Source organism: Arthrobacter sp. zg-Y179, assembly GCF_020907345.1.
GTDB lineage: Bacteria > Actinomycetota > Actinomycetes > Actinomycetales > Micrococcaceae > Arthrobacter_B > Arthrobacter_B jinronghuae.
In genome coordinates this window covers 536,088-555,130 of sequence record NZ_JAJJOB010000005.1, presented here as the reverse complement: position 1 = coordinate 555,130, position 19,043 = coordinate 536,088, and the positions used below count along the sequence as shown (strand labels likewise).

Genomic DNA, 19,043 nt, shown 5'->3' with positions numbered 1-19,043 from the left:
AGATTTCAAATGTCCCCAGCTGCACAGCACCTCGTCATCATGGGTGTTGCCGGATCGGGCAAAACCACCATTGCCAACCTGCTTTCCAAACGGCTCGGATGGATTGCCGCAGAGGCCGACGAGTTCCATCCGGCCGTTAATATCGCCAAGATGTCCGCCGGCGTCCCCCTGGACGACGACGACCGGTGGCCGTGGCTCTACGCCATCCGCGATTGGATGGGTGTCCAGGCGGAAAACGGCCGGTGCACCATCGTTACTTGTTCCGCGCTGAAGCGCACGTACCGAAATGTCCTTGCACAGGCAGCAGGAGACGTAACGTTCGTCCACCTGGACGGGAGCAGCGAAGTGCTTGCGGAACGGATGAAAACGCGAAGCGGACATTTCATGCCGCCGTCGCTGCTTCCCTCGCAGCTGAGCACGTTGGAGCCGCTTGCCCCGGACGAAGCCGGTCTCCGGATTGAAATAACGGATTCTCCTGCCGAAATCGTGGATGCCATTCTCCGACACCTGGGCTTCGCGGTCGCCTAGGCATCCCCGCTGCCGGTCCGCCGCCGGTCCAAGGTGAACGCAGGGCCGGGGAAACCGTGGAAAAATAGGTAGCTTCAATAAATTCTTTGGCGCCTGCACCGCCCTCTGGAAGGACTTTTCAACCATGATGGGTGGCCACCATGCCGCTAGCGGCGCTGCGGCATGGGTTGCCGTTGCCTCCACCGCTCCCCACGCATTCGGCTGGTATCCGGTGACGCCGCTCGGCGTCGTCACCGGAGCCCTGTTGACCGCCGGTGCCGCGCTGCTGCCCGATCTCGACCATCACAGCGGGACCATTGCCCATTCCCTTCCCCCGCTCACCAAAATCCTTGCCCGCTTTACGGAGGCCGTCAGCGGCGGCCACCGCCGCGGCACGCATTCCCTGCTCGGGCTGGCGGTCTTCGTGGCGCTGGCGACGGCATTGGGCAGGGTGACTACCGAGGTGCCGGTCTTCGGCTCAGTGGCGCTGGGCGCGGGGATCCTCTCCGTCCTGCTGATGGGATTCGCCTTCAAGGCACTGAAGATCGCCGGCGGACCGGTTCGCAGCTGGTTCCTCGCCCTGGCCTTCTCGGGGTTCATTGCCGTCTATGCACCGGAAAACAATGACTGGCTGCCGGTGGCGGTGGGCCTGGGAGTGGCAGTACATATTGTCGGTGACCTCCTCACCCACCAGGGCGTAATGATTCTGTGGCCGCTGCGGATCAAGCGCCCGCGTTCCCTGGTCCGCTTCCCTGTGGTCAGTAAGCTGTGGCGGAGCAGCGGCTGCTTCTCGCTGCCCCTGATCGGCGCGGCCGGATCATGGCGCGAATGGGCCCTGATGGTGCCCGTGACCATTTACGCGATTTACGGCGTCACCGTGGACGGCATGACGGCGCTGACCGGTTGGTCCCCCTACACCTGACCCGCTTCCGCGGACGGGAGCACAGCCGAGCGGGACTAAAGTTGAAGTGTGGAACTGGCTCTTTTCGCTGTAGTGGGTGTTGCCGTCATTGTGACGGTTGCTGCCTTTTCCAAACGCCTCGGAATAGCTGCACCATTGATCCTGGTGGTACTGGGGCTGGCCCTTTCCTACACGCCGGGCGTGCCGGAGTTCTCCGTTCCACACCAATGGATCCTGATGGGGGTTCTGCCCCCGCTCCTCTATGCCGCCGCGGTGAACGTCCCCGTAGTGGACTTCCGACGCAACATCGGTGCCATTTCCTCGTTGTCCGTCTTCCTCGTCCTGTTTTCGGCTTTCGCCACGGGACTTCTCCTGTACCTGCTGCTGCCGGACCTGAACTTCGCCGCCGCGGTGGCGCTGGGCGCCGTCGTCAGCCCGCCCGACGCCGTCGCTGCCACCTCGATCGGAAAGAAGCTGGGCCTGCCGCCGCGCCTGGTCACGGTGCTCGAAGGCGAGGGGCTGGTCAATGATGCCACCGCCCTGGTGCTGCTGCGCTCCGCCGTCGCCGCCTCCGCCGGGGGCCTGTCGAGCATCTGGGCCGGCATCGGCGACTTTGGTTTCGCCGTCGTCGTTGCCGTTCTTGTCGGCCTGCTGGTCGGCGCGGCCACGGTCTATGTCCGATCCAAACTCCAGGACCCGGTTCTGGATACGGCAATCTCCTTCGTGGTTCCCTTCATAGCCTTCATTCCGGCGGAGGAAGCCGGGGCCTCGGGTGTCCTGGCCGTCGTCGTGGCCGGGCTGTACACCGGGCACCGGAGTGCCTCAGCGCTCACGGCGCAGGCCCGGATAAATGACAGCATCAACTGGCGGACCATCCAGTTCCTGCTGGAGAACGGCGTTTTCCTCCTCATGGGACTGGAACTGCGGCATCTGGTGGAGAACGTCGACGCCAGCCTCCTTCCAGTCCTCGATGCCGTACTGATCGGCCTGGCAACCACCGTGCTGCTGATCCTGCTGCGCTTCGCCTGGGTAACTCCGCTGATCTACCTGCTGCGGCTGAAGGTCCGCCACCAGGACCGGCGGACGAAGCGGTTCCGGCTGGGTCTGGACCGGATCAAGGCGAACGGGCTGAGCGACGAGCGGCAGCGCAGGCGGCACCGGCGGGCCGAATTGCTCTACCTCCGCCGCCGGGCCGACGTCGAGCAGCTCAGCCGCGAGGGTTTGGGCTGGCGCGGAGGCATGGTGATCTCCTGGTCCGGCATGCGGGGCGTGGTAACCCTGGCCGCGGCCCAGTCCCTGCCGGAGCAGACCCCGTACCACGAGCAGCTGGTGCTGATCGCCTTTACCGTGGCCGTGGCAACCCTGCTGCTACAGGGCGGCACCCTGCCGTGGCTGATCCGCCTCCTGGGGGTTCGGGGCCGGGATGTCGCATCGGACCAGAGGGAGCTGGCGAAGCTGCTGGACGAGCTCAGCGGTGCCGGACTCAGCGTTCTGGAGCGGCCTGAGCATTGCCCGGGCGTGCGTCAGGAGGTGGACCCGGATGTGGTCGAAAGGGTCCGGCAGAGCACCTTCCTCCGCAGCGAACTGGCATGGGAGCGGGTACGTGCACTAGGGGAAAACGAGGATCCGACGCCGCAGCTCCAATACCGGGCGCTGCGCCGCGCCGTCGTCGAGGCCGAACGGGACCAGTTGCTGCTGGCCCGCCGAGAGGGACGCTTTGCTTCCCGGACCCTTTCCGAGGCACAGCGGTTGCTGGACCTGGAGGAATCCCGCCTGCGGCCGCGGCTCGGGGAACGCTAGCGGGCGCCGCCGGCCCAGCATCGCGGCCGGCCCCCGCCTCAGTCCTGGTGGAGCTGGAGGTAGTTGCCGCAGCCGTCGTCGAAAACCGCCTGGGTGCCCGTTGAATCAAGGGTTGGTTCGCCGAGGAACTGGACGCCGAGCCCCGATAACCGCTCGTACTCCGCCTGTACATCCGGTACGCCGAGCACCAGCACAGGCAGCTGTTCCCGGTACAGCCCCGACCGGTACGCTTCGGCAACCGGGTTGTCGCTGGGTTCGAGCAGCAGCCCCGGGCCGCCCGGGTCCTCAGGCGAGCAGACGATGAACAGGTTGTACTCCGGCATGGCCATCAGGGGTTCCAGGCCCAGGGTGCCCGTGTAGAACTCGTAGGCACGTTCCGGGTCCACCACGTGGATGCCGCTCATTTTGATCCGCATCTGCGGAACGGTACCCCCGGCTCAGGCCGGTGTCAGCAGTGCCGGATCAGTTGTTGACAACGGTATTTCAACGGCTGCGGCGCGGCTTGCCGTTTTTGCCGGCGCCTTTGCCCTTGCCTGCGGGACGCCCGCCGGACTTTGCCGCAGGCTTGGCCGCGCTCCGGGTCTGGCGCTCCTTGGTCCGCTTCTTGGCTGATGACTCCTGTTCAGCCTGGATGGAGGGCTGGCGGGAGCTGTTCGCGGTCCGTCCCCGCACCACTCCGATGAATTCTTCTATGTCCGGCTCGTCCCGGTCCTGCAGCCAGGCAATTCCGATCCGGGTTGCCGGAACGCCGCTTACGGGCCGGGCTGCAACGTCCTTCCGGGAGTGCAGACGGGCTACCGACATGGGGAGAATCACAACACCGCTGCCGGCGGCAGCCACCTCAAGGGCGACGGCGGCGCCTCCCATCACGTCAATGTCCAGAATCGTCTCGCCGTCGAGATCCGCGAGGTCGACGGCGTCGAAGGCCGCCAGGGGGTGCTCCTTTGAGGCGGCGGCCACCGGCTGCTCTTCGTACAGCGGAATCACGTTCACACCGTCCGGGCGTGCGAAACCTTCGGCAGGAATACGGATAAACGCCAGATCCGCCCGGTTGGAGGCAAGTTCCTCCAACGCGGCCGGCTCCTCACACTGGAACGTCCGGAGTTCCTGGTCCTGCCGTTCCCTCCAGCGGGTAATCCATTTGCCCGGAGTCACGCCCGGTACGTAGGCCACGGTCAGCGGCCGCGACGTCGCCCCCTGCAGGGGTGCTGATGTGTCTGTGGGCATCAGAACACCTTAGCCCACCGGAAGGTGGCGCGGCGGGCGGATACCCTTGGAATATGACCACCGAGAAATCTCCCCAATCCATGAAGCCTGCCACGGCAGCCAAGAAACTGGGCATCTATCTGCCCGCAGCGCCGCAGGACTTCCAGGACGGGCCTATTTCGCGGGCCCGGTTCGATGAACTGCAGTCCAATCCGCCTGAGTGGCTCACCGAGCTGCGCCGCACCGGCCCGCATCCGCGCCCCGTCGTGGCGCAGAAGCTCAACGTCTCGATCGGCGGTTTGACCCGCGCCGGCGTGACCGAGGCCCTGACCACCGAGGAAATCAAGGCACTGCTGGCCCAGCCGCCGGCCTGGCTGGTTGAGGAACGGGCGAGCTTTGCCGCCGTCCGTGCCGAAGCCCAGCGCGTAAAAGAAGCAGAAGCCAAGAAGGCGGAACGCGCCTAGGAGCCGTTCGGCTCACCGGATTCGCAATAAGGGAGGGGCCGCGCAGCATCTGCGCGGCCCCTCCCTTATTGTGTTGGCCCTTGTTCGGAGTCCCCTGCTCCGGGGATCGCCCGGGACGCAGGACGCAGAACGCAAAAAAGAATGACCCCGGCCGTCTGGCCGGAGTCATTCTTTATCTATGTGCGCGAGGGGGGATTTGAACCCCCACGCCCTTTCGGACACTGGCACCTGAAGCCAGCGCGTCTGCCGTTCCGCCACTCGCGCATAAATGGTTTCCCGCGGCAACGCTGTGCGGACGATCTGACACGATCCAAGTGGATCCCGTCTGTGATCATTCGTTGCGTTTCCTCGGGAACAGCAGAATCAAGCATACCGGCATTTCGGCCAAACACCTAAACGGCTTCCGGGACAACATAAAAACCGCGCTGTTGCAGGGAACGCCGGCCGTTCTCCCGGCTGCAGAGGGTAGGCCGCGAAGCCGGCAACGGGGGTGGAACAGCGCCCGGACCGGCACGCGGGGCACCGGGACGGCGGTAAGACATTTATCTGCAGTCACCAGTAGTATCGAAGTGGACGCATGTACCTGTGCCCTGCCGGAACCAGTCGCGAACCAGTTGCGAACCAGTCCCGGCAGACAATTGGGCCCCGCACCGCGGCGCCGGGCAGGTACTGCTGACGAGGCAATTCAATGGACAGGACACGGAAGGAGACGGACTTGGGCATACTCGACAATGTCGAACGCGGCATCGAAAAGATTGTTCGTGGTGCTTTCGCGTCCGGTTCGTCCGGCCGTGTTGAACCGCTGGAGCTTGCCATCGCACTCCGCAAGGAACTGGATCAGCATTCCATGGTCCTGGGCCAGGGCCGGACCCTGGCACCGAATGTCTTTACGGTGCGGCTTTCCACCTCGGATTTCGCCCAGGCACAGAAGTGGGGCGCACCCCTGGCTGAAGAGCTCTGCGACGTAGTCATCAAACATGCCCGCAGCCAGTCCTACACTCTTCAGGGCCCGGTGCGGGTTTCGTTTACCCGCGATTCCTCCCTTAAGGCAGGGGTGCTTGAAGTGGATTCGTCCACTGAAAAGTCACCCTCGGCCCAGACCCGGATGCCCTCCCCTCCTGCACCGCGGCAGGGACCATCGGCTCGGATGCAGCCCGTCTTGGACGTTGACGGACAGCGTTACACCCTCAATGCGCCCTCAGTGGTTCTGGGCCGCTCCTCCGAAGCCGACATCCTCGTGGACGACACCGGCGTTTCCCGCCGTCATCTGGAGATCCGCACCGAGAACGGAGCCAGCCGTGCCATCGATCTGGGCTCCACCAACGGCAGCTTCGTCAACGGCCAGAAAGTTCAAGGTGAAGCAGTGCTTACCGACGGATCCACAATCACCATGGGGCGCACCCGAATCGTCTTTCGGCTGCTGCCCGTCCGGACCGGGGGACGTTAGTGCTCAGCGAATTAACTGAAACGCTCCTGCGCTACGGCTTCCTGATCCTGCTGTGGATCATGGTGGTCAGCGTGGTCGGCGCCATCCGACGCGACCTCGCCGTTGGCAGCCGCAACCGGACCGGGACCCCGACGGCCCGCCAGATCCGCAAGGACCCGAACCTTGAAAAGCGTGCGCCGGCCCCCAGCAAAGTGACGCCGAGGGAGCTCGTGGTGACGGAAGGCCCGCTGCGCGGAACCACACTGGACCTGGCCGCCAGCCCCATCCTGCTTGGACGGGCACAGGAAGCAACCCTTGTCCTGGAAGACGACTACGCCTCCGGCCGCCATGCCCGCCTCTTCCCCCAGGGCAGCCGCTGGTTCGTTGAGGACCTCGGTTCAACCAACGGAACCTATCTCGGTGGAAGCCAACTTACCCGGGCGTTGCCCGTCGAACCCGGTGTGCCGATCCGCATCGGTAAGACGGTCATCGAATTGAGGCCCTGACAGTGGCCCTGGTCCTCAGATATGCAGCACGGTCCGATGTTGGAATGGTTCGTTTCAAGAATGACGATTCCGCCTACGTCGGCCGTTACCTCGCCGTCGTTGCCGACGGCATGGGCGGCCACGCCGGCGGCAACGTCGCCTCCGCCTCCACCGTGCTCGATCTGGTCCATTTGGACAGCAGTGTCCACGAGGATGAACCACTGACCGTCCTTGCCGATGAAATCCAAGCGGCGAATTCGCTCCTGTCCGAGTTGGTCACCACCAGCCCCCAGCTCTCCGGCATGGGAACCACAGTCACCGCGCTGCTGCTGCACGAGCAGCGCCTGGCACTGGCGCATATCGGCGACTCCCGCGCCTACCGGCTCAAAGACGGCCGGTTCGAACAGATCAGCATCGACCACACCTTCGTGCAGCGGCTTATCGATGAAGGGCGTCTGCAGCCCGAAGAAGCCGAAGTGCACCCGCATAAAAACGTCCTCATGCGCGTGCTTGGCGATGTTGATGCCAGCCCCGAACTGGACCTCGCCACTTTCGACGTCGAGCCCGGCGAACGCTGGTTGCTGTGTTCCGACGGGCTTACCGCCGTCCTGCGGGATTCCGACATCGAGGGCGTTCTCCGCAGCACCTCGGACCTGCAGGAGTGCGTAGACACCCTGGTTGAACTCACACTGGCCGGCGGTTCTCCGGACAACGTGACAGTTGCTGTCATTGAAATCGATGAGGACCCCGACGCCGGCTCTGCGCCGGCCACCGCTCCGCTCTCCGAGGTGTCCTCCAGGGACAACGCGTACCGCCCGACTGCTGCTGTAGCTGCGGCCCCGCCCGTGACCGAGGATGAGCCGGGATCGCGCGCGGAGGATCCCGCTGCCCAGGACGACGCCGACGACGCCGAGAGTGAGCGCGAACGCGCCCAGCTGATCCGCCAGGATCTGGCCTCCCGGCCGCACGTATTGGTTGGCGCGGCGTCCCTTGCCACCGAGACCGGTGAAATTCCGATCGTCACGAAGCGGTCCGCCGAGCGGCGCGCTGCCCGCATGCTGACCCACAAGGCCGAATCCGAGCAGCAGGCAGAGCAGCCCACCGGGGACTCGCCCCGTACCGGTTGGAAGCGCTGGCTGCTGCCGGCGTTCCTGACCGTGGTTGCACTGCTGCTCGCCGTCGTCGTGTGGCTCGGCTACACCTGGACGCAGACCCGCTACTACGTGGGCTCCTATGACAATCGGGTTGCTATCTACAACGGTGTCTCCCAGACCGTCGGACCTATCCAGCTCTCACATGTCACCGACGTATCCGACATTCCGGTGGACAGCCTCTCCGAGTATCACCGCAACCGCGTGGAAGACACCCTTCCTGCCCGGGATCTTGAGCATGCCGGTGAGATAGTCAGCGAGTTGCGGGACACTGCCAAGGCGGTCCTGTGTCCGCCGGTGGACAACGGTTCCGCTACTGCTGCACCTTCACCAGGTGCTACCGCCGCACCCAAAGCCGAACAGAACAGCGCCTGCGGAGGTGAGCAGTAATGTCGGATGTCCTCACCGTGCCTAAACCGCGCCGGAACACTGAAGCCCTCCTCCTCCTCGTTGCGCTGCTGGTCGGAGTCGGCGCCAACATGATCGTTGGCCTCGACGAAGACCGCGCCTTCGACTCCGACTTCTGGGTCCAGGGCGGGACCCTCATGGCGCTGGTGATCATCTTCCACCTGGTGCTGCGCTTCCGTGCCAAATATGCCGATCCGGTAATACTTCCGATTGTCACTGCCCTTAACGGCATCGGGCTGGCCATGATCCACCGCCTGGACATCACCAACGGCGATGACGCAGCGGACCGGCAGCTGTTGTGGAGCACGGTAGCCGTGGCGGCAGGAATCGCCGTGCTGTTCATCATCAAGGACCACCGGATCCTGCGCCGCTACACCTACATCTCCTTGATAGTCAGCGCGATCCTGCTGCTCCTTCCGCTGATGCCGGCCCCCGTGGGCCGCGAGATCAACGGAGCACGAATCTGGATCAACGTTGGCATCGGGACCTTCCAGCCCGGTGAAATCGCCAAGATCACCCTGGCCATATTCTTCGCCGGGTATCTATCCACCAACCGCGACCTCATCCTGCTCGCGGGGCGGAAGGTCGGGCCGCTGCAGTTCCCGCGTATGCGGGACATGGGCCCCATGGTCGTTGCCTGGCTTGTCAGCATCGGCGTGCTCGTCTTCCAGCGGGACCTTGGCTCGTCCATCCTCTTCTTCGGCCTGTTCATGGCCATGATCTACGTCGCCACCAGCCGTGTGAGCTGGGTAGTGATCGGCGTGGGCCTGCTCGCAGCGGGCGGTTTCGTCGCCCTTCAATTGTTCAGCCACCTGCAGGCGCGGATCCACGGCTGGCTCAACGCCTTTGATCCCGAGGTCTACAACGGGGCCGGCGGCAGCTACCAGGTAGTGCAAGGGCTCTTCGGCCTGGCCAGCGGAGGGCTTGTCGGCACCGGTCTGGGACAGGGCCGGCCTGATCTGGTGACCTTCGCGAACAGCGATATGATTATTGCCGCCCTCGGTGAGGAACTGGGCCTGATCGGCATCTTCGCGATCGTGCTGATGTTCGTCCTGCTGGTATCCCGCGGATTCCGTGCCGCCCTGGGCACCAAGGACGGTTTCGGAAAGCTCCTGGCATGCGGATTGTCCTTCATCATTGCCCTGCAGTGCTTCGTGGTGATCGGCGGCGTCACGCGCCTGATCCCGTTGACCGGGCTGACCACCCCGTTCATGTCTGCAGGCGGCTCCTCCTTGCTGGCCAACTGGATCATTGTGGCGCTCCTGCTCATGATTTCCGATGCCGCCCGCAGGCCCGTGCCTACCGGCCCGCTGTCCACCGACATGGTTCCCGCCATGGCAGAATCCCGGTCCGGCGCTTCCGCCCGTACCCGGCGTTCCCCTAAGGAAGGAGACGAATGAACCAGGCTATCCGTAACAGCTGGGTAGTGGCCCTGGCAATGTTCGTGCTCATTCTCGGTTCGCTGACGTATGTGCAGTTCTTTGCCGCCGAGAAGCTCAACACCAACCCGAATAACAACCGGGCCATCTACCGGGATTTCGGGGAGCCCCGCGGCTCCATCCTCGTGGATGGCAAGGCTGTCGCCGAGTCCGTTCCGTCCGACGACCAGTTCAATTACCAGCGGGTCTACAACAGCCCCGAGCTGTATTCGCACCTGACGGGCTTCTTCAATCTGAACGGCACCACGCAGCTGGAAATGGCAATGAATGAAGAGTTGTCCGGCAACAGCTCCCAGCAGTTCTACGACAAGCTGGTCCAGGTTTTCTCCGGCGCGCAGAGCCAGGGTGCCTCGGTGGAACTGACCATCGATCCGGAACTCCAGCAGTTGGCCTATGACCTCATTCCTGACGGCCAGCGCGGGTCAATCGTGATGATGGACCCCAAGACGGGCGATATCCTCGCCATGGTCTCCAAGCCGTCCTACGACACCAATCTCCTGGCCGCCCACGACACCGGGCTGCTCAGCACCAACATGGACGCCCTCACTTCCCAGCCGGGACTGTCGCCGTATACCAATCCGGCCACCCAGTCCCTGCTGGCTCCCGGCTCCGTCTTCAAGCTGGTGGACACTGCGGCAGCCCTGGAATCGGGGAAGTACGACGCCGACTCGGTGATCCCGAACCCGCCCTCGCTGCCGCTGCCCGGGACCAACATTTCCCTGCCGAACTTCGTCACCGGAGCCTGCTCGGCCCGCGCCGAGGCGGACTTTGCCTTTGCCCTGGCCCATTCCTGCAACACGGTCTTCGCCCAGGTGGCGCTGGATCTCGGCCAGGACAATATTGCGGCACAGGCCGAGAAGTTCGGTTTTGATACCTCACTGAAGATTCCCACCGACGTCGTCGCCAGCCACTTCCCCGAGAACGAGGACGAGGCCCAGCTGGCCCTGGCCTCCATCGGCCAGGGCAGCGTGACGGCCACCCCGCTGGAAGTCGCCATGATCTCTGCAGCCATCGCCAATGACGGCGTGCAGATGACTCCGAACCTGGTCCGCAGCGTCCGCGCTCCTGATCTGTCCGTAATAGACGAACCGAAGCCCACGGAACTAAACACTTCCGTCAGCCCCGACACGGCACGCCAGCTCACCGAGTGGATGGTCGGCGTCGTAGACAACGGCAGCGCCACTGCCGCCCGGATTCCGGGCATACAGGTGGCCGGCAAGACCGGTACGGCCCAGGTCGAAGGCCGGGGAGACAATGCCTGGTTCACCGGGTTCGCTCCGGCCGACGATCCGCAGGTGGCCATTTCCGTCGTCATGGAAGACGTGGACCTGACCACCGGTGCCCAATTGACCACTCCAAGCGCGCAGAAACTCCTAGAGGCGGTGTTGAATAAGTGAGGCCTACATCGGGTATCACCTTAGGCGGCAGATTCCAGCTGACCGACCGTATTGCCATCGGCGGTATGGGCGAGGTCTGGAAGGCACGGGACCTGGTCCTGGGCCGCATTGTTGCCATCAAGATCCTCAAGGAGGAGTACACCGGGGACCCGGGCTTCCTTAACCGGTTCCGGGCGGAGGCCCGGCACACCGCGCTGCTCAACCACCCCGGCATCGCCAATGTCTTTGACTACGGCGAAGAGGACGGTTCGGCGTACCTGGTCATGGAACTTGTTCCCGGCCAGCCGCTGTCCACCATCATTGAGCGCGACAAGGTGCTCTCACCGGACCGGACACTGTCCATCATCGGCCAGGTCGCCACTGCGCTGGCCGTGGCCCACAACCAGGGCCTCGTGCACCGGGATGTGAAGCCCGGCAACCTGCTCATCATGCCCGACGGCAAGGTCAAGATCACCGACTTCGGGATCGCCCGCCTGGCCGACCAGGTGCCGTTGACCGCCACCGGACAGGTCATGGGCACTGCCCAGTATCTGGCTCCGGAACAGGCCACCGGACAGCAGGCAACGGGTTCCAGCGACATCTACGCGCTTGGTGTCATTGGCTACGAACTTCTCGCCGGCCGCCGTCCCTTCTCCGGCGAATCCCAAATCGCGATTGCCCTGGCACAGGTCAACGACACGCCTCCGCCGCTGCCGGAAACCATTCCGGAGCCGGTGCGTGCCCTGATCATGTCCATGCTGGCGAAGGACCCGGCGGACCGTCCCGCCGACGCCGAATCGCTGGCCCTTGCCGTCGCCGCCATCCGCCGCGGAGACATCCACGCAGCGCAGGAAGCCGTCCCCGGAATGCTGCTCTTCGGATCCTCCGCCGGCGCGGTCACAGCCCCGGTGCCCACCACCGGTACTTCTGCCACCCGCGTGGTGGACACCGCACCGTCGACATCGGCCCTGCCCACGGTCGCCGGCGCATCCGTGCCCGACGCCCGCACGGGTGAGCTTGCCGCATCCCGTGAGTGGACCGACGAAGACGATGTCGATTACGACGACGGCGACCCGGGGGACGTCGAAGAGGAAAAGCGCCGCAGCCCCTGGACGATCCCGCTGATCGCCTTGCTCGTGCTCATTCTGGCCGGCGTCGTCGCGTTCTTCGTGCTCACCGGCTCCGAGGGAGACGAGGACCCGGCCCCCGCCGCGAGTTCGTCTGCCGCCAGCCCGTCCCGCAGCCCCTCGCCTTCCAAGACCACGGCGTCTGCCACGCCGTCCGAAACCCCCGACGAAATCCGCATCGATTCGGCCACGTACGAGGGCCGGCCCGTTAACGAGGTCTACGGCGAACTGATTGCCCTGGGCCTTCAGGTGGAACGGCTTCCGGTTTCGGACGCAACCATCCCGGAAGGTTCCGTCATTGAGGTCAACCCCTCGGGAACGCTGAGCCGCGGGGATGCCGTGACCATTATTTACTCCTCGGGCCCGGAAATGGTTTCCGTCCCCGCCCTGACCGGACAGCCTGAGGCTGCGGCCCGCCAGCGCATCGTCGATGCCGGCCTGATGCCGGTCAACGGCGGCACCCAGCAGTCCGACGCCGCTCCGGGCACTGTCGTGGGGGTCAATCCCACCGAAGGCTCCAGCGTGGCGCGGGGCTCTTCCGTCACCTACTACATCGCAGAAGCAGCCCCTTCAACCCCGGCTCCGGCTCCGACCACCCAGAATTCTTCCGCCCCGCCGGCTGGGAGCGAGGGTGCCGACACCGGTATCGGTTCCCGTCTGAACCAGTCGGGTACGGGTTCGGATCAGTCCGGCGGCGCCAGCATGACCGGCCCTACAGGCAGCAGCTAAGAGACCATGAGCGCAGAATTCCTTCGAGGGCAGCCCACCCTCAATACCGATAACGTCCTGAACGGGCGCTACGAGGTGGGTGAACTGATCGGACGCGGCGGAATGGCCGACGTCTACCTTGGGCGGGATATTCGCCTGGGCCGGACCGTGGCCATCAAGGTGCTGCGTCCGGACCTGGCCCGTGATCCGCTGTTCCAGTCACGCTTCCGGCGCGAGGCACGGGCTGTGGCGGGGCTGAACCACCCCTCTGTCGTGTCCGTATATGACACCGGAGACCAGGAGTCCGTCTCGCCGCGGGACGACGTGCGGCTGCCCTACATCGTGATGGAATACGTTCCGGGGCGGACCCTGCGCGACCTGCTCAAGGCAGACGAGCTCACCATCGAGAAGTCGATTGACTATTCCCTCGGCGTCCTCGCTGCCCTTGATTACAGCCACCGGTCCGGAATCGTCCACCGGGACATCAAGCCAGCCAACGTTATGGTGACCGCCGACGGCGGAGTAAAGGTCATGGACTTCGGCATCGCCCGTGCCATGGCCGATTCAGCCGCAACCATGACGCAGACCCAGGCCGTAGTCGGTACCGCCCAGTATCTATCCCCCGAGCAGGCCCGCGGCGAAACCGTGGATGCCCGCAGCGACCTTTACTCCACCGCATGCCTGCTGTTCGAACTGCTTACCGGCAGGCCTCCGTTCATCGGTGAAAGCCCCGTCTCCGTGGCCTACCAGCACGTCCGCGAACAGCCCGTCACGGCCAGCAGCCTGAACCCCGAAATTCCAGCCGCCCTGGACGACGTCTTGAAACGCGGACTGGCCAAGGACCGCGACCACCGTTATCAGACCGCGAGGGAATTCCGGGAAGCCCTGCTTTCGGCGCGCGACGGCGGACCCGTCACCGCTGCTACACAGGCGATCTCCGTGCCAAGGCCGCAGGAACCCGCCACGGTTGCCATGGCATCTGCTCCCGAGGACGAACCCCGCACACGGGCCATGGCCAAAGTGCTTGCCGGCGGCTCCCTGCTTTCGGACGATGCTCATCCCCGGACAGAAGACCATCCGGCCCTCAACATCGGTTCCACGGGCGACCGTGACCCCCAGCAAAAGGCCCGCCGGCGGGCCTGGATCACCGTTTTCAGCATTCTGGTGGTCCTGGTTCTCGCCGTCGGCGGATTTGTCGGATGGAACATGATCAATGCCGAACCCGCCGCACCTGCTACCGCAGCCGTGCCCCAGGTCGAGGGCAAATCCCAGACCGATGCCATGAACGCCATTATCAGCGCGGGCTTCCAGCCCCCCAGGATCAGCGAGGAATACAGCGACAGCGTGGCCGAGGACCTGGCCATCCGCACCACTCCGGCGGGCGGCGCGGACGTAGTCAAAGATGAGAGCATTACGCTCTACATCTCCAAGGGCCCTTCCAGCATGACCATCCCGCAGGATCTGGTGGGAATGACGGAATCGGGTGCCCGTGACGAGCTTCGCGGGCTCGGACTCAGGGGCGGGTCTACGATCGGGGGCAACAGCTCCACAATGGAGTCGGGACGCGTTCTCGGCACCGACCCCGCTGTCGGCGAGACCGTGCCGGCGGACAGCGAAGTCGACATCGTGGTGTCCACGGGGCGGGTCACCGTTCCGAACCTCGAGGGGATGCCTTGGGAGCAGGCCGAAACCAGGCTGGTCGATCCGGCACTCCTTCTGACTCCCAAACGAACAGAGGTCGAATCCGCCGATGTAGCACCCGGCACGGTCATTTCACAAAGCGTTCCCGGCGGCACGGACGTGGCCCCGGGCACTACCGTGATCCTGTCGGTTGCCAAGGCCCCTGCTCCGGAGCCGACGCCTGCTCCGACGGCCTCGCCGTCCAGTACGGCCCTCCTTCCGGGACGGCGCTAGGCGCGGGCCGGAGTCGCCTGCCCGGCCTGCGCTGCGCTGGAGATGAGCGGGCTCAGCGTGGCCGCGTGGGCCGCCGCTCCTGTCAGTCCGACTGACTCCAGCCAGTTGCCCAGCATTTGATAGCCGCCCTCCGTGAGGACGGACTCCGGGTGGAACTGCACGCCGGACAGCGGTGCTGCCGCATGCCGCAGGCCCATGATGATTCCGCTGGCCGTTCGCGCCGTAACCCGCAGCTCGGCGGGAATGCTATCGGTGACGGCCGCCAGCGAGTGGTAGCGGGTAGCGGTAAGCGGGCTGGGCAGCCCCGCGAAAACATCCTCGCCGCCGTGTTCCACCAGCGAGGTCTTGCCGTGCATCAGTTCAGGCGCGTGCGTCACCGTGCCGCCGTACGCCTCCGCCAGTGCCTGATGGCCCAGGCAGATGCCCAGCATCGGCGTTGCAGTAGTTCCGCACCAGCGGATCAGGTCTACCGACACACCCGCCTCGCCCGGCGTGCCCGGACCGGGGGAAACCAGCACCCCGTTGTGGCGGGCAGCCAGCTCAATCGCTGACTCGACACTCAGGTCATCATTGCGGATCACCGTGGTTTCCGCCCCGAGCTCCTGCAGGTAGCCCACCAGCGTATAAACAAAGCTGTCGTAGTTGTCGACCACCAGGATCCGGGTGCTCATGGTGCTAGGAACCGCCAATCGTTGAATCCGTTAATGAAGGAAAAAGGCTGCTCTCGGCAAGCCAGGGGAAGACATACTCCATCAGGGCCAACACGGCCGCGGCGATCAGCACCGCGGAGAGCAGGATCCGGAACCACAGCGGTCCGGGAAGGTGCCGAAACAACCATCCGTACATTTTAGCGACCTCCGGAGGCATTGGCGGCAACGACGTCTGCAATTGCCGACGGGGGTCCCGCGGACAGAGGCTGCCACGAGTCCAGCAGGGCGTAGGCAATAATGCGTTCCTCGGAGCCGAAGCGCGGGTTGCAGCTGGTGAGGGTCAGGAAGCGTTCGCTCGGGACAGCCGCGGGATCCGTGGGGACAGCAGCAATCACGTCGACCCGGTCGGGCAGCACTATCTGGGTATTGCGGTAGACGTAGTCGTAGTAACCGTCCGCGGTCTGAACGTAGATGTGGTCTCCGGGCACGAGGGTGTGGATGGGATCCAAGGCCTTGCCGTGGGTCTGCCGGTGGCCGGCTACGGCGAAGTTGCCAACACCTCCGGGCATCGCGGTAGCGGGATAATGTCCCAGCCCCAGGCGATCCAGCACGGCCGTTCCGACGCCGCTGGTCACCGGAGCGGCATAATCCGCCCCGAACCGGGGAACATAGACGACGGCGAAGGTCTCGCCTTCCTTACTTAGGGGGTCCAGCACCACCGGATCTCCGTAGTCCTGGGAAGAGGACGCCGGCGGTGCTGCGGGGAGGTCGAAACCCTCAAACAACCCGTCAATGGCCTCCTGCTGGGCCCGGTTCGAGTCAATGTTGGTCCACCAAAGCTGCCAGGCAACAAACAGTGCCAGGACAACTCCCAGCGTTATCAGGAGCTCTCCGGCTACCTGGACCACCATCCGGCCCTTTCCTCCTGACCGGCGCGGGGAAGCACGACGCCGGCGTCGGTGCTTCATGGTGGTGACGGATGGCTCGGCCAACGCTCTCCTTTTGGCGGGGACCGGTATTTCACGGCCTTAGGGAACCCGGGACAGCTCGCCCGCGGAATTCGCTAGGATAATCAGAATAGGGATGACCCTAACAGGTCTGCGCGTTGAAGGAGACTTCTCCCGCGGGACCGTGGTTGTCCCAGCCCATAACCACAACCACCGGCGTCTGCAGAGCCGGTTCCGCTAGGAGGATCCGTGCCTGAGTCCAAATCCCGCAAGAAGCCTTCCCGCACCGCAGCCCCAACGAAGACTGCGTCGGTGCCCAAGGAAAATCCCGTTTGGTACAAGCCTGTCATGTTCGGCCTGATGATCCTCGGCCTCCTGTGGATCATCACGTACTACATCACCCAGGGGGAGTACCCGGTTCCGGCTTTCGGTGACAGCAACATCCTGGTGGGCTTCGGCATCGCGATTGTGGGCTTCCTGATGACGACGCGCTGGCGCTGACGCTCCGGCCTTCGTGCCCCAGGCTTCCCGGCGCCGTTTTCGGCGCCGGGAAGCCTTTTTGTTTGCCCGGACGACCGCTGTCCCCTGTTTTCCACGTTGTTCACAGGTTGTGCACGGAGTTATCCACAGGTGTGGGAAACTCTGTGGGTTACTTCGGCAACTTCCTTGCAAACAAAGGGAAGGAGGTTATCCACACCTGTGGAATTACATGTGTGTAACTCCCTGCAGCCTATGGATAACCCTGTGGATCGGCGCTGGGACTCGGAAATTACATCCATGTAGGTTATTAACACTGTGGGTATCCCTGTGGATAACTTTTGGATGGCTGGAGCAGCCTTGGGCCGTCCTTCCGGTGCCCCAGGTCCTGACAGGCAGGTCCCTCGAAGACTTCCGCGTCGTTAAAGGGATGTGCCCGCCGTCAGTGACGGCGGGCACGCAGATCGGTGTCAATATCGCGGGGGGTTAGCCGGGGATAATCTGCACCGGAGACTGCCAGAGCACAGCTGCCACCACAAGCACCAGCACAATCCCGGCAAGACCGGCGAACTGGACGGCCGTGCGGTGCTTTCCGCGGGGCGTGTACGCCAGAATGGCTGCACAGGCCGCTCCGGTGATCAGGCCGCCCACATGGGCCTGCCAGGCGATCCCGGGAACCACGAACCCAAGGACGAGGTTGACCGCCAGCAGGATCAGCAGCGAACGCAGCTCCCCCCGCCGCTGCCGGATCACCACGAACAGGGCACCGAAGAGCCCGAACACGGCACCGGAGGCGCCCACCACGGCAACCGTGGGATCCGCCAGGTACATCACGCCCACAGAGCCGCCCAAGGCCGAGATCAGGTACAGCAGGACGAACCGGACGCGGCCGAACAAGGGCTCCAGGCTGCGGCCCAGGAACCAGAGGGCGTAGAGGTTAAAGGCAATATGGATGGGACTGCCCTGGGAATGCAGGAATGCTGCGGTCAGCAGGCGCCACGGCTGATAATCCGTCAGCACGGGTGCGTAGAAGAAAGTCCGCGTGAATTCGGGCAGCAGCAGCTGCAGCACGTAGGCAACGGCGCACACCGCCATGATGGTGATGGTCACCACCGGTTTTCCGTTCGGGGCGACTCGCCCTCCGAAGGGAGTCCGGTATGCAGGCTGCGTCTTGCGCTGCTCGTTGAAGCAGTCCACGCACTGGACGCCTACTGCAGCGTTCTGCTGGCACTCGGGGCAGGCAGGGCGCCCGCAGCGCTGGCAGCGGATGTAGCTGACCCGGTCCGGATGGCGGGGACACACGGGCACCTGAGAAGCCGGCACCTCGGCCGGCACACCATATGACATTGCTGGGACTCCCGGATTGACGAAAGCCCCGGCCGGAGACTCCGGCCGGGGCACCTTCGGACAGATTAGAGCTGTTCGACGGTAATGCTGTTGATAACCACGTCTTCGGCCGGCTTGTCGCGGCCGTCGGTGGAAACCGCATTGAGCTGGTCAACCAGTGCACGCGACTCGTCGTCGGCAACCTCACCGAAGATGGTGTGCTTGCCCTGCAGCCACGTGGTGGGCACGGAGGTGATGAAGAACTGCGAGCCGTTGGTGCCCCGGCCCATCTGGACACCCGCGTTGGCCATGGCCAGCTTGTACGGGGCGGAGAAGTCGAGATCAGGGTTGATCTCGTCGTCGAACTGGTAGCCCGGTCCGCCGGTGCCGCGGCCCAGGGGGTCGCCGCCCTGGATCATGAAGTCCTTGATGATGCGGTGGAAGATCGTTCCGTCGTAGAGCGGACGGGTGGTCTTCTCACCCGTTGCCGGATCGGTCCACTCGATTTCGCCGGTGGCCAGGCCCACGAAGTTCTTGACCGTCTTGGGGGCGTGGTTTCCGAACAGGTTGACACGGATGTCGCCCATGGAAGTGTGGATGGTTGCTTTTGCTGTAGGAATAGCAGTCATAAGGCCATTGTTCCACGGCGCTTCTACGCGTGGGCGGAATCGGCCGTGTTCAGCGCACAGTGAAAACCGCGCCCTGTCAGGGCCCTTGATAGCAGAGACCCG

Annotated in this window: 18 protein-coding genes and 1 tRNA gene; 12 read left to right on the top strand and 7 right to left on the bottom strand. The window is 64.5% G+C overall.

Going from position 1 to position 19,043, the window contains the following annotated elements; translation table 11 throughout:
• Positions 1-9 precede the first annotated feature (9 nt).
• The 3 genes from LOC56_RS05805 to LOC56_RS05795 all read left to right on the top strand — a co-directional run bounded on the left by LOC56_RS05805 (position 10) and on the right by LOC56_RS05795 (position 3,208).
• Positions 10-528, top strand: coding sequence for a gluconokinase (locus LOC56_RS05805; RefSeq protein ID WP_229951300.1), 519 nt, complete (start codon positions 10-12; stop codon positions 526-528).
• A 124-nt stretch (positions 529-652) separates the two neighbouring features.
• Entirely contained in the window at positions 653-1,429 is a 777-nt protein-coding gene (locus LOC56_RS05800; protein WP_229951298.1) for a metal-dependent hydrolase, read from the top strand.
• 48 nt (positions 1,430-1,477) lie between these two features.
• Positions 1,478-3,208 carry a cation:proton antiporter gene (locus LOC56_RS05795; RefSeq protein ID WP_229951296.1) on the top strand — a complete coding sequence of 577 codons (1,731 nt, stop codon included), beginning with the start codon at positions 1,478-1,480 and terminating at the stop codon, positions 3,206-3,208.
• 38 nt (positions 3,209-3,246) lie between these two features.
• Here LOC56_RS05795 and LOC56_RS05790 read toward each other — a convergent pair whose 3' ends face one another.
• A complete protein-coding gene (locus LOC56_RS05790) occupies positions 3,247-3,624 on the bottom strand; it encodes a VOC family protein (protein ID WP_229951294.1) in 378 nt (125 codons plus the stop codon).
• Positions 3,625-3,691: 67 nt separating this feature from the next.
• Positions 3,692-4,435 carry a LysR family transcriptional regulator substrate-binding protein gene (locus LOC56_RS05785; RefSeq protein ID WP_229951290.1) on the bottom strand — a complete coding sequence of 248 codons (744 nt, stop codon included), beginning with the start codon at positions 4,433-4,435 and terminating at the stop codon, positions 3,692-3,694.
• A gap of 80 nt (positions 4,436-4,515) precedes the next feature.
• Here LOC56_RS05785 and LOC56_RS05780 point away from each other — a divergent pair, with 80 nt between their 5' ends.
• On the top strand, positions 4,516-4,878 hold the full coding sequence (locus tag LOC56_RS05780; protein WP_229951524.1) for a DUF5997 family protein: 363 nt from the start codon (positions 4,516-4,518) through the stop codon (positions 4,876-4,878).
• A gap of 181 nt (positions 4,879-5,059) precedes the next feature.
• Here LOC56_RS05780 and LOC56_RS05775 read toward each other — a convergent pair.
• A tRNA-Leu gene (locus LOC56_RS05775) sits at positions 5,060-5,142 on the bottom strand.
• 451 nt (positions 5,143-5,593) lie between these two features.
• Here LOC56_RS05775 and LOC56_RS05770 point away from each other — a divergent pair.
• Genes LOC56_RS05770 through pknB form a run of 7 tightly spaced genes read left to right on the top strand, consistent with a single transcriptional unit; the run spans position 5,594 to position 14,912 of the window.
• Positions 5,594-6,325 (top strand): FhaA domain-containing protein, encoded by a 732-nt coding sequence (locus tag LOC56_RS05770; protein ID WP_229951288.1) that lies wholly within the window; start codon positions 5,594-5,596, stop codon positions 6,323-6,325.
• On the top strand, positions 6,325-6,810 hold the full coding sequence (locus LOC56_RS05765; RefSeq protein ID WP_442860070.1) for an FHA domain-containing protein FhaB/FipA: 486 nt from the start codon (positions 6,325-6,327) through the stop codon (positions 6,808-6,810). The genes LOC56_RS05770 and LOC56_RS05765 overlap by 1 nt, the downstream gene beginning before the upstream one ends.
• 44 nt (positions 6,811-6,854) lie before the next feature.
• On the top strand, positions 6,855-8,330 hold the full coding sequence (locus LOC56_RS05760; RefSeq protein ID WP_229951287.1) for a PP2C family protein-serine/threonine phosphatase: 1,476 nt from the start codon (positions 6,855-6,857) through the stop codon (positions 8,328-8,330).
• The gene (locus LOC56_RS05755; RefSeq protein ID WP_229951286.1) at positions 8,330-9,748 is read left to right on the top strand and encodes an FtsW/RodA/SpoVE family cell cycle protein; all 1,419 of its coding nucleotides are present in this window, start codon (positions 8,330-8,332) and stop codon (positions 9,746-9,748) included. Before LOC56_RS05760 ends, LOC56_RS05755 begins: the two co-directional genes overlap by 1 nt.
• Complete coding sequence (locus LOC56_RS05750; RefSeq protein WP_229951285.1) at positions 9,745-11,184, top strand: peptidoglycan D,D-transpeptidase FtsI family protein; 1,440 nt, start codon at positions 9,745-9,747, stop codon at positions 11,182-11,184. Before LOC56_RS05755 ends, LOC56_RS05750 begins: the two co-directional genes overlap by 4 nt.
• A complete protein-coding gene (locus LOC56_RS05745; RefSeq protein ID WP_229951284.1) occupies positions 11,181-13,019 on the top strand; it encodes a protein kinase domain-containing protein in 1,839 nt (612 codons plus the stop codon). The genes LOC56_RS05750 and LOC56_RS05745 overlap by 4 nt, the downstream gene beginning before the upstream one ends.
• A gap of 6 nt (positions 13,020-13,025) precedes the next feature.
• Positions 13,026-14,912 carry a Stk1 family PASTA domain-containing Ser/Thr kinase gene (gene pknB, locus LOC56_RS05740; protein ID WP_229951283.1) on the top strand — a complete coding sequence of 629 codons (1,887 nt, stop codon included), beginning with the start codon at positions 13,026-13,028 and terminating at the stop codon, positions 14,910-14,912.
• On the opposite strand, the gene LOC56_RS05735 is transcribed toward pknB, so the two are convergent.
• A complete protein-coding gene (locus tag LOC56_RS05735; protein WP_229951282.1) occupies positions 14,909-15,583 on the bottom strand; it encodes an aminodeoxychorismate/anthranilate synthase component II in 675 nt (224 codons plus the stop codon). The two genes, pknB and LOC56_RS05735, sit on opposite strands and share 4 nt — an antisense overlap.
• 176 nt (positions 15,584-15,759) lie before the next feature.
• Positions 15,760-16,530: a class E sortase gene (locus tag LOC56_RS05730; protein WP_229951522.1), complete on the bottom strand. Its 771-nt coding sequence runs from the start codon at positions 16,528-16,530 to the stop codon at positions 15,760-15,762.
• Between the two features lie 228 nt (positions 16,531-16,758).
• On the opposite strand from LOC56_RS05730, the gene LOC56_RS05725 reads away from it, so the two are divergent.
• Positions 16,759-17,010, top strand: a complete 252-nt coding sequence (locus LOC56_RS05725; protein WP_229951281.1) for a cell division protein CrgA — start codon at positions 16,759-16,761, stop codon at positions 17,008-17,010.
• Positions 17,011-17,472: 462 nt separating this feature from the next.
• Here the strand turns inward: LOC56_RS05725 and LOC56_RS05720 are convergent, their stop codons facing one another.
• Positions 17,473-18,096: a rhomboid family intramembrane serine protease gene (locus LOC56_RS05720; protein WP_331460913.1), complete on the bottom strand. Its 624-nt coding sequence runs from the start codon at positions 18,094-18,096 to the stop codon at positions 17,473-17,475.
• Positions 18,097-18,398: 302 nt separating this feature from the next.
• A complete protein-coding gene (locus LOC56_RS05715) occupies positions 18,399-18,941 on the bottom strand; it encodes a peptidylprolyl isomerase (RefSeq protein ID WP_229951279.1) in 543 nt (180 codons plus the stop codon).
• Between the last annotated feature and the right edge of the window lie 102 nt (positions 18,942-19,043).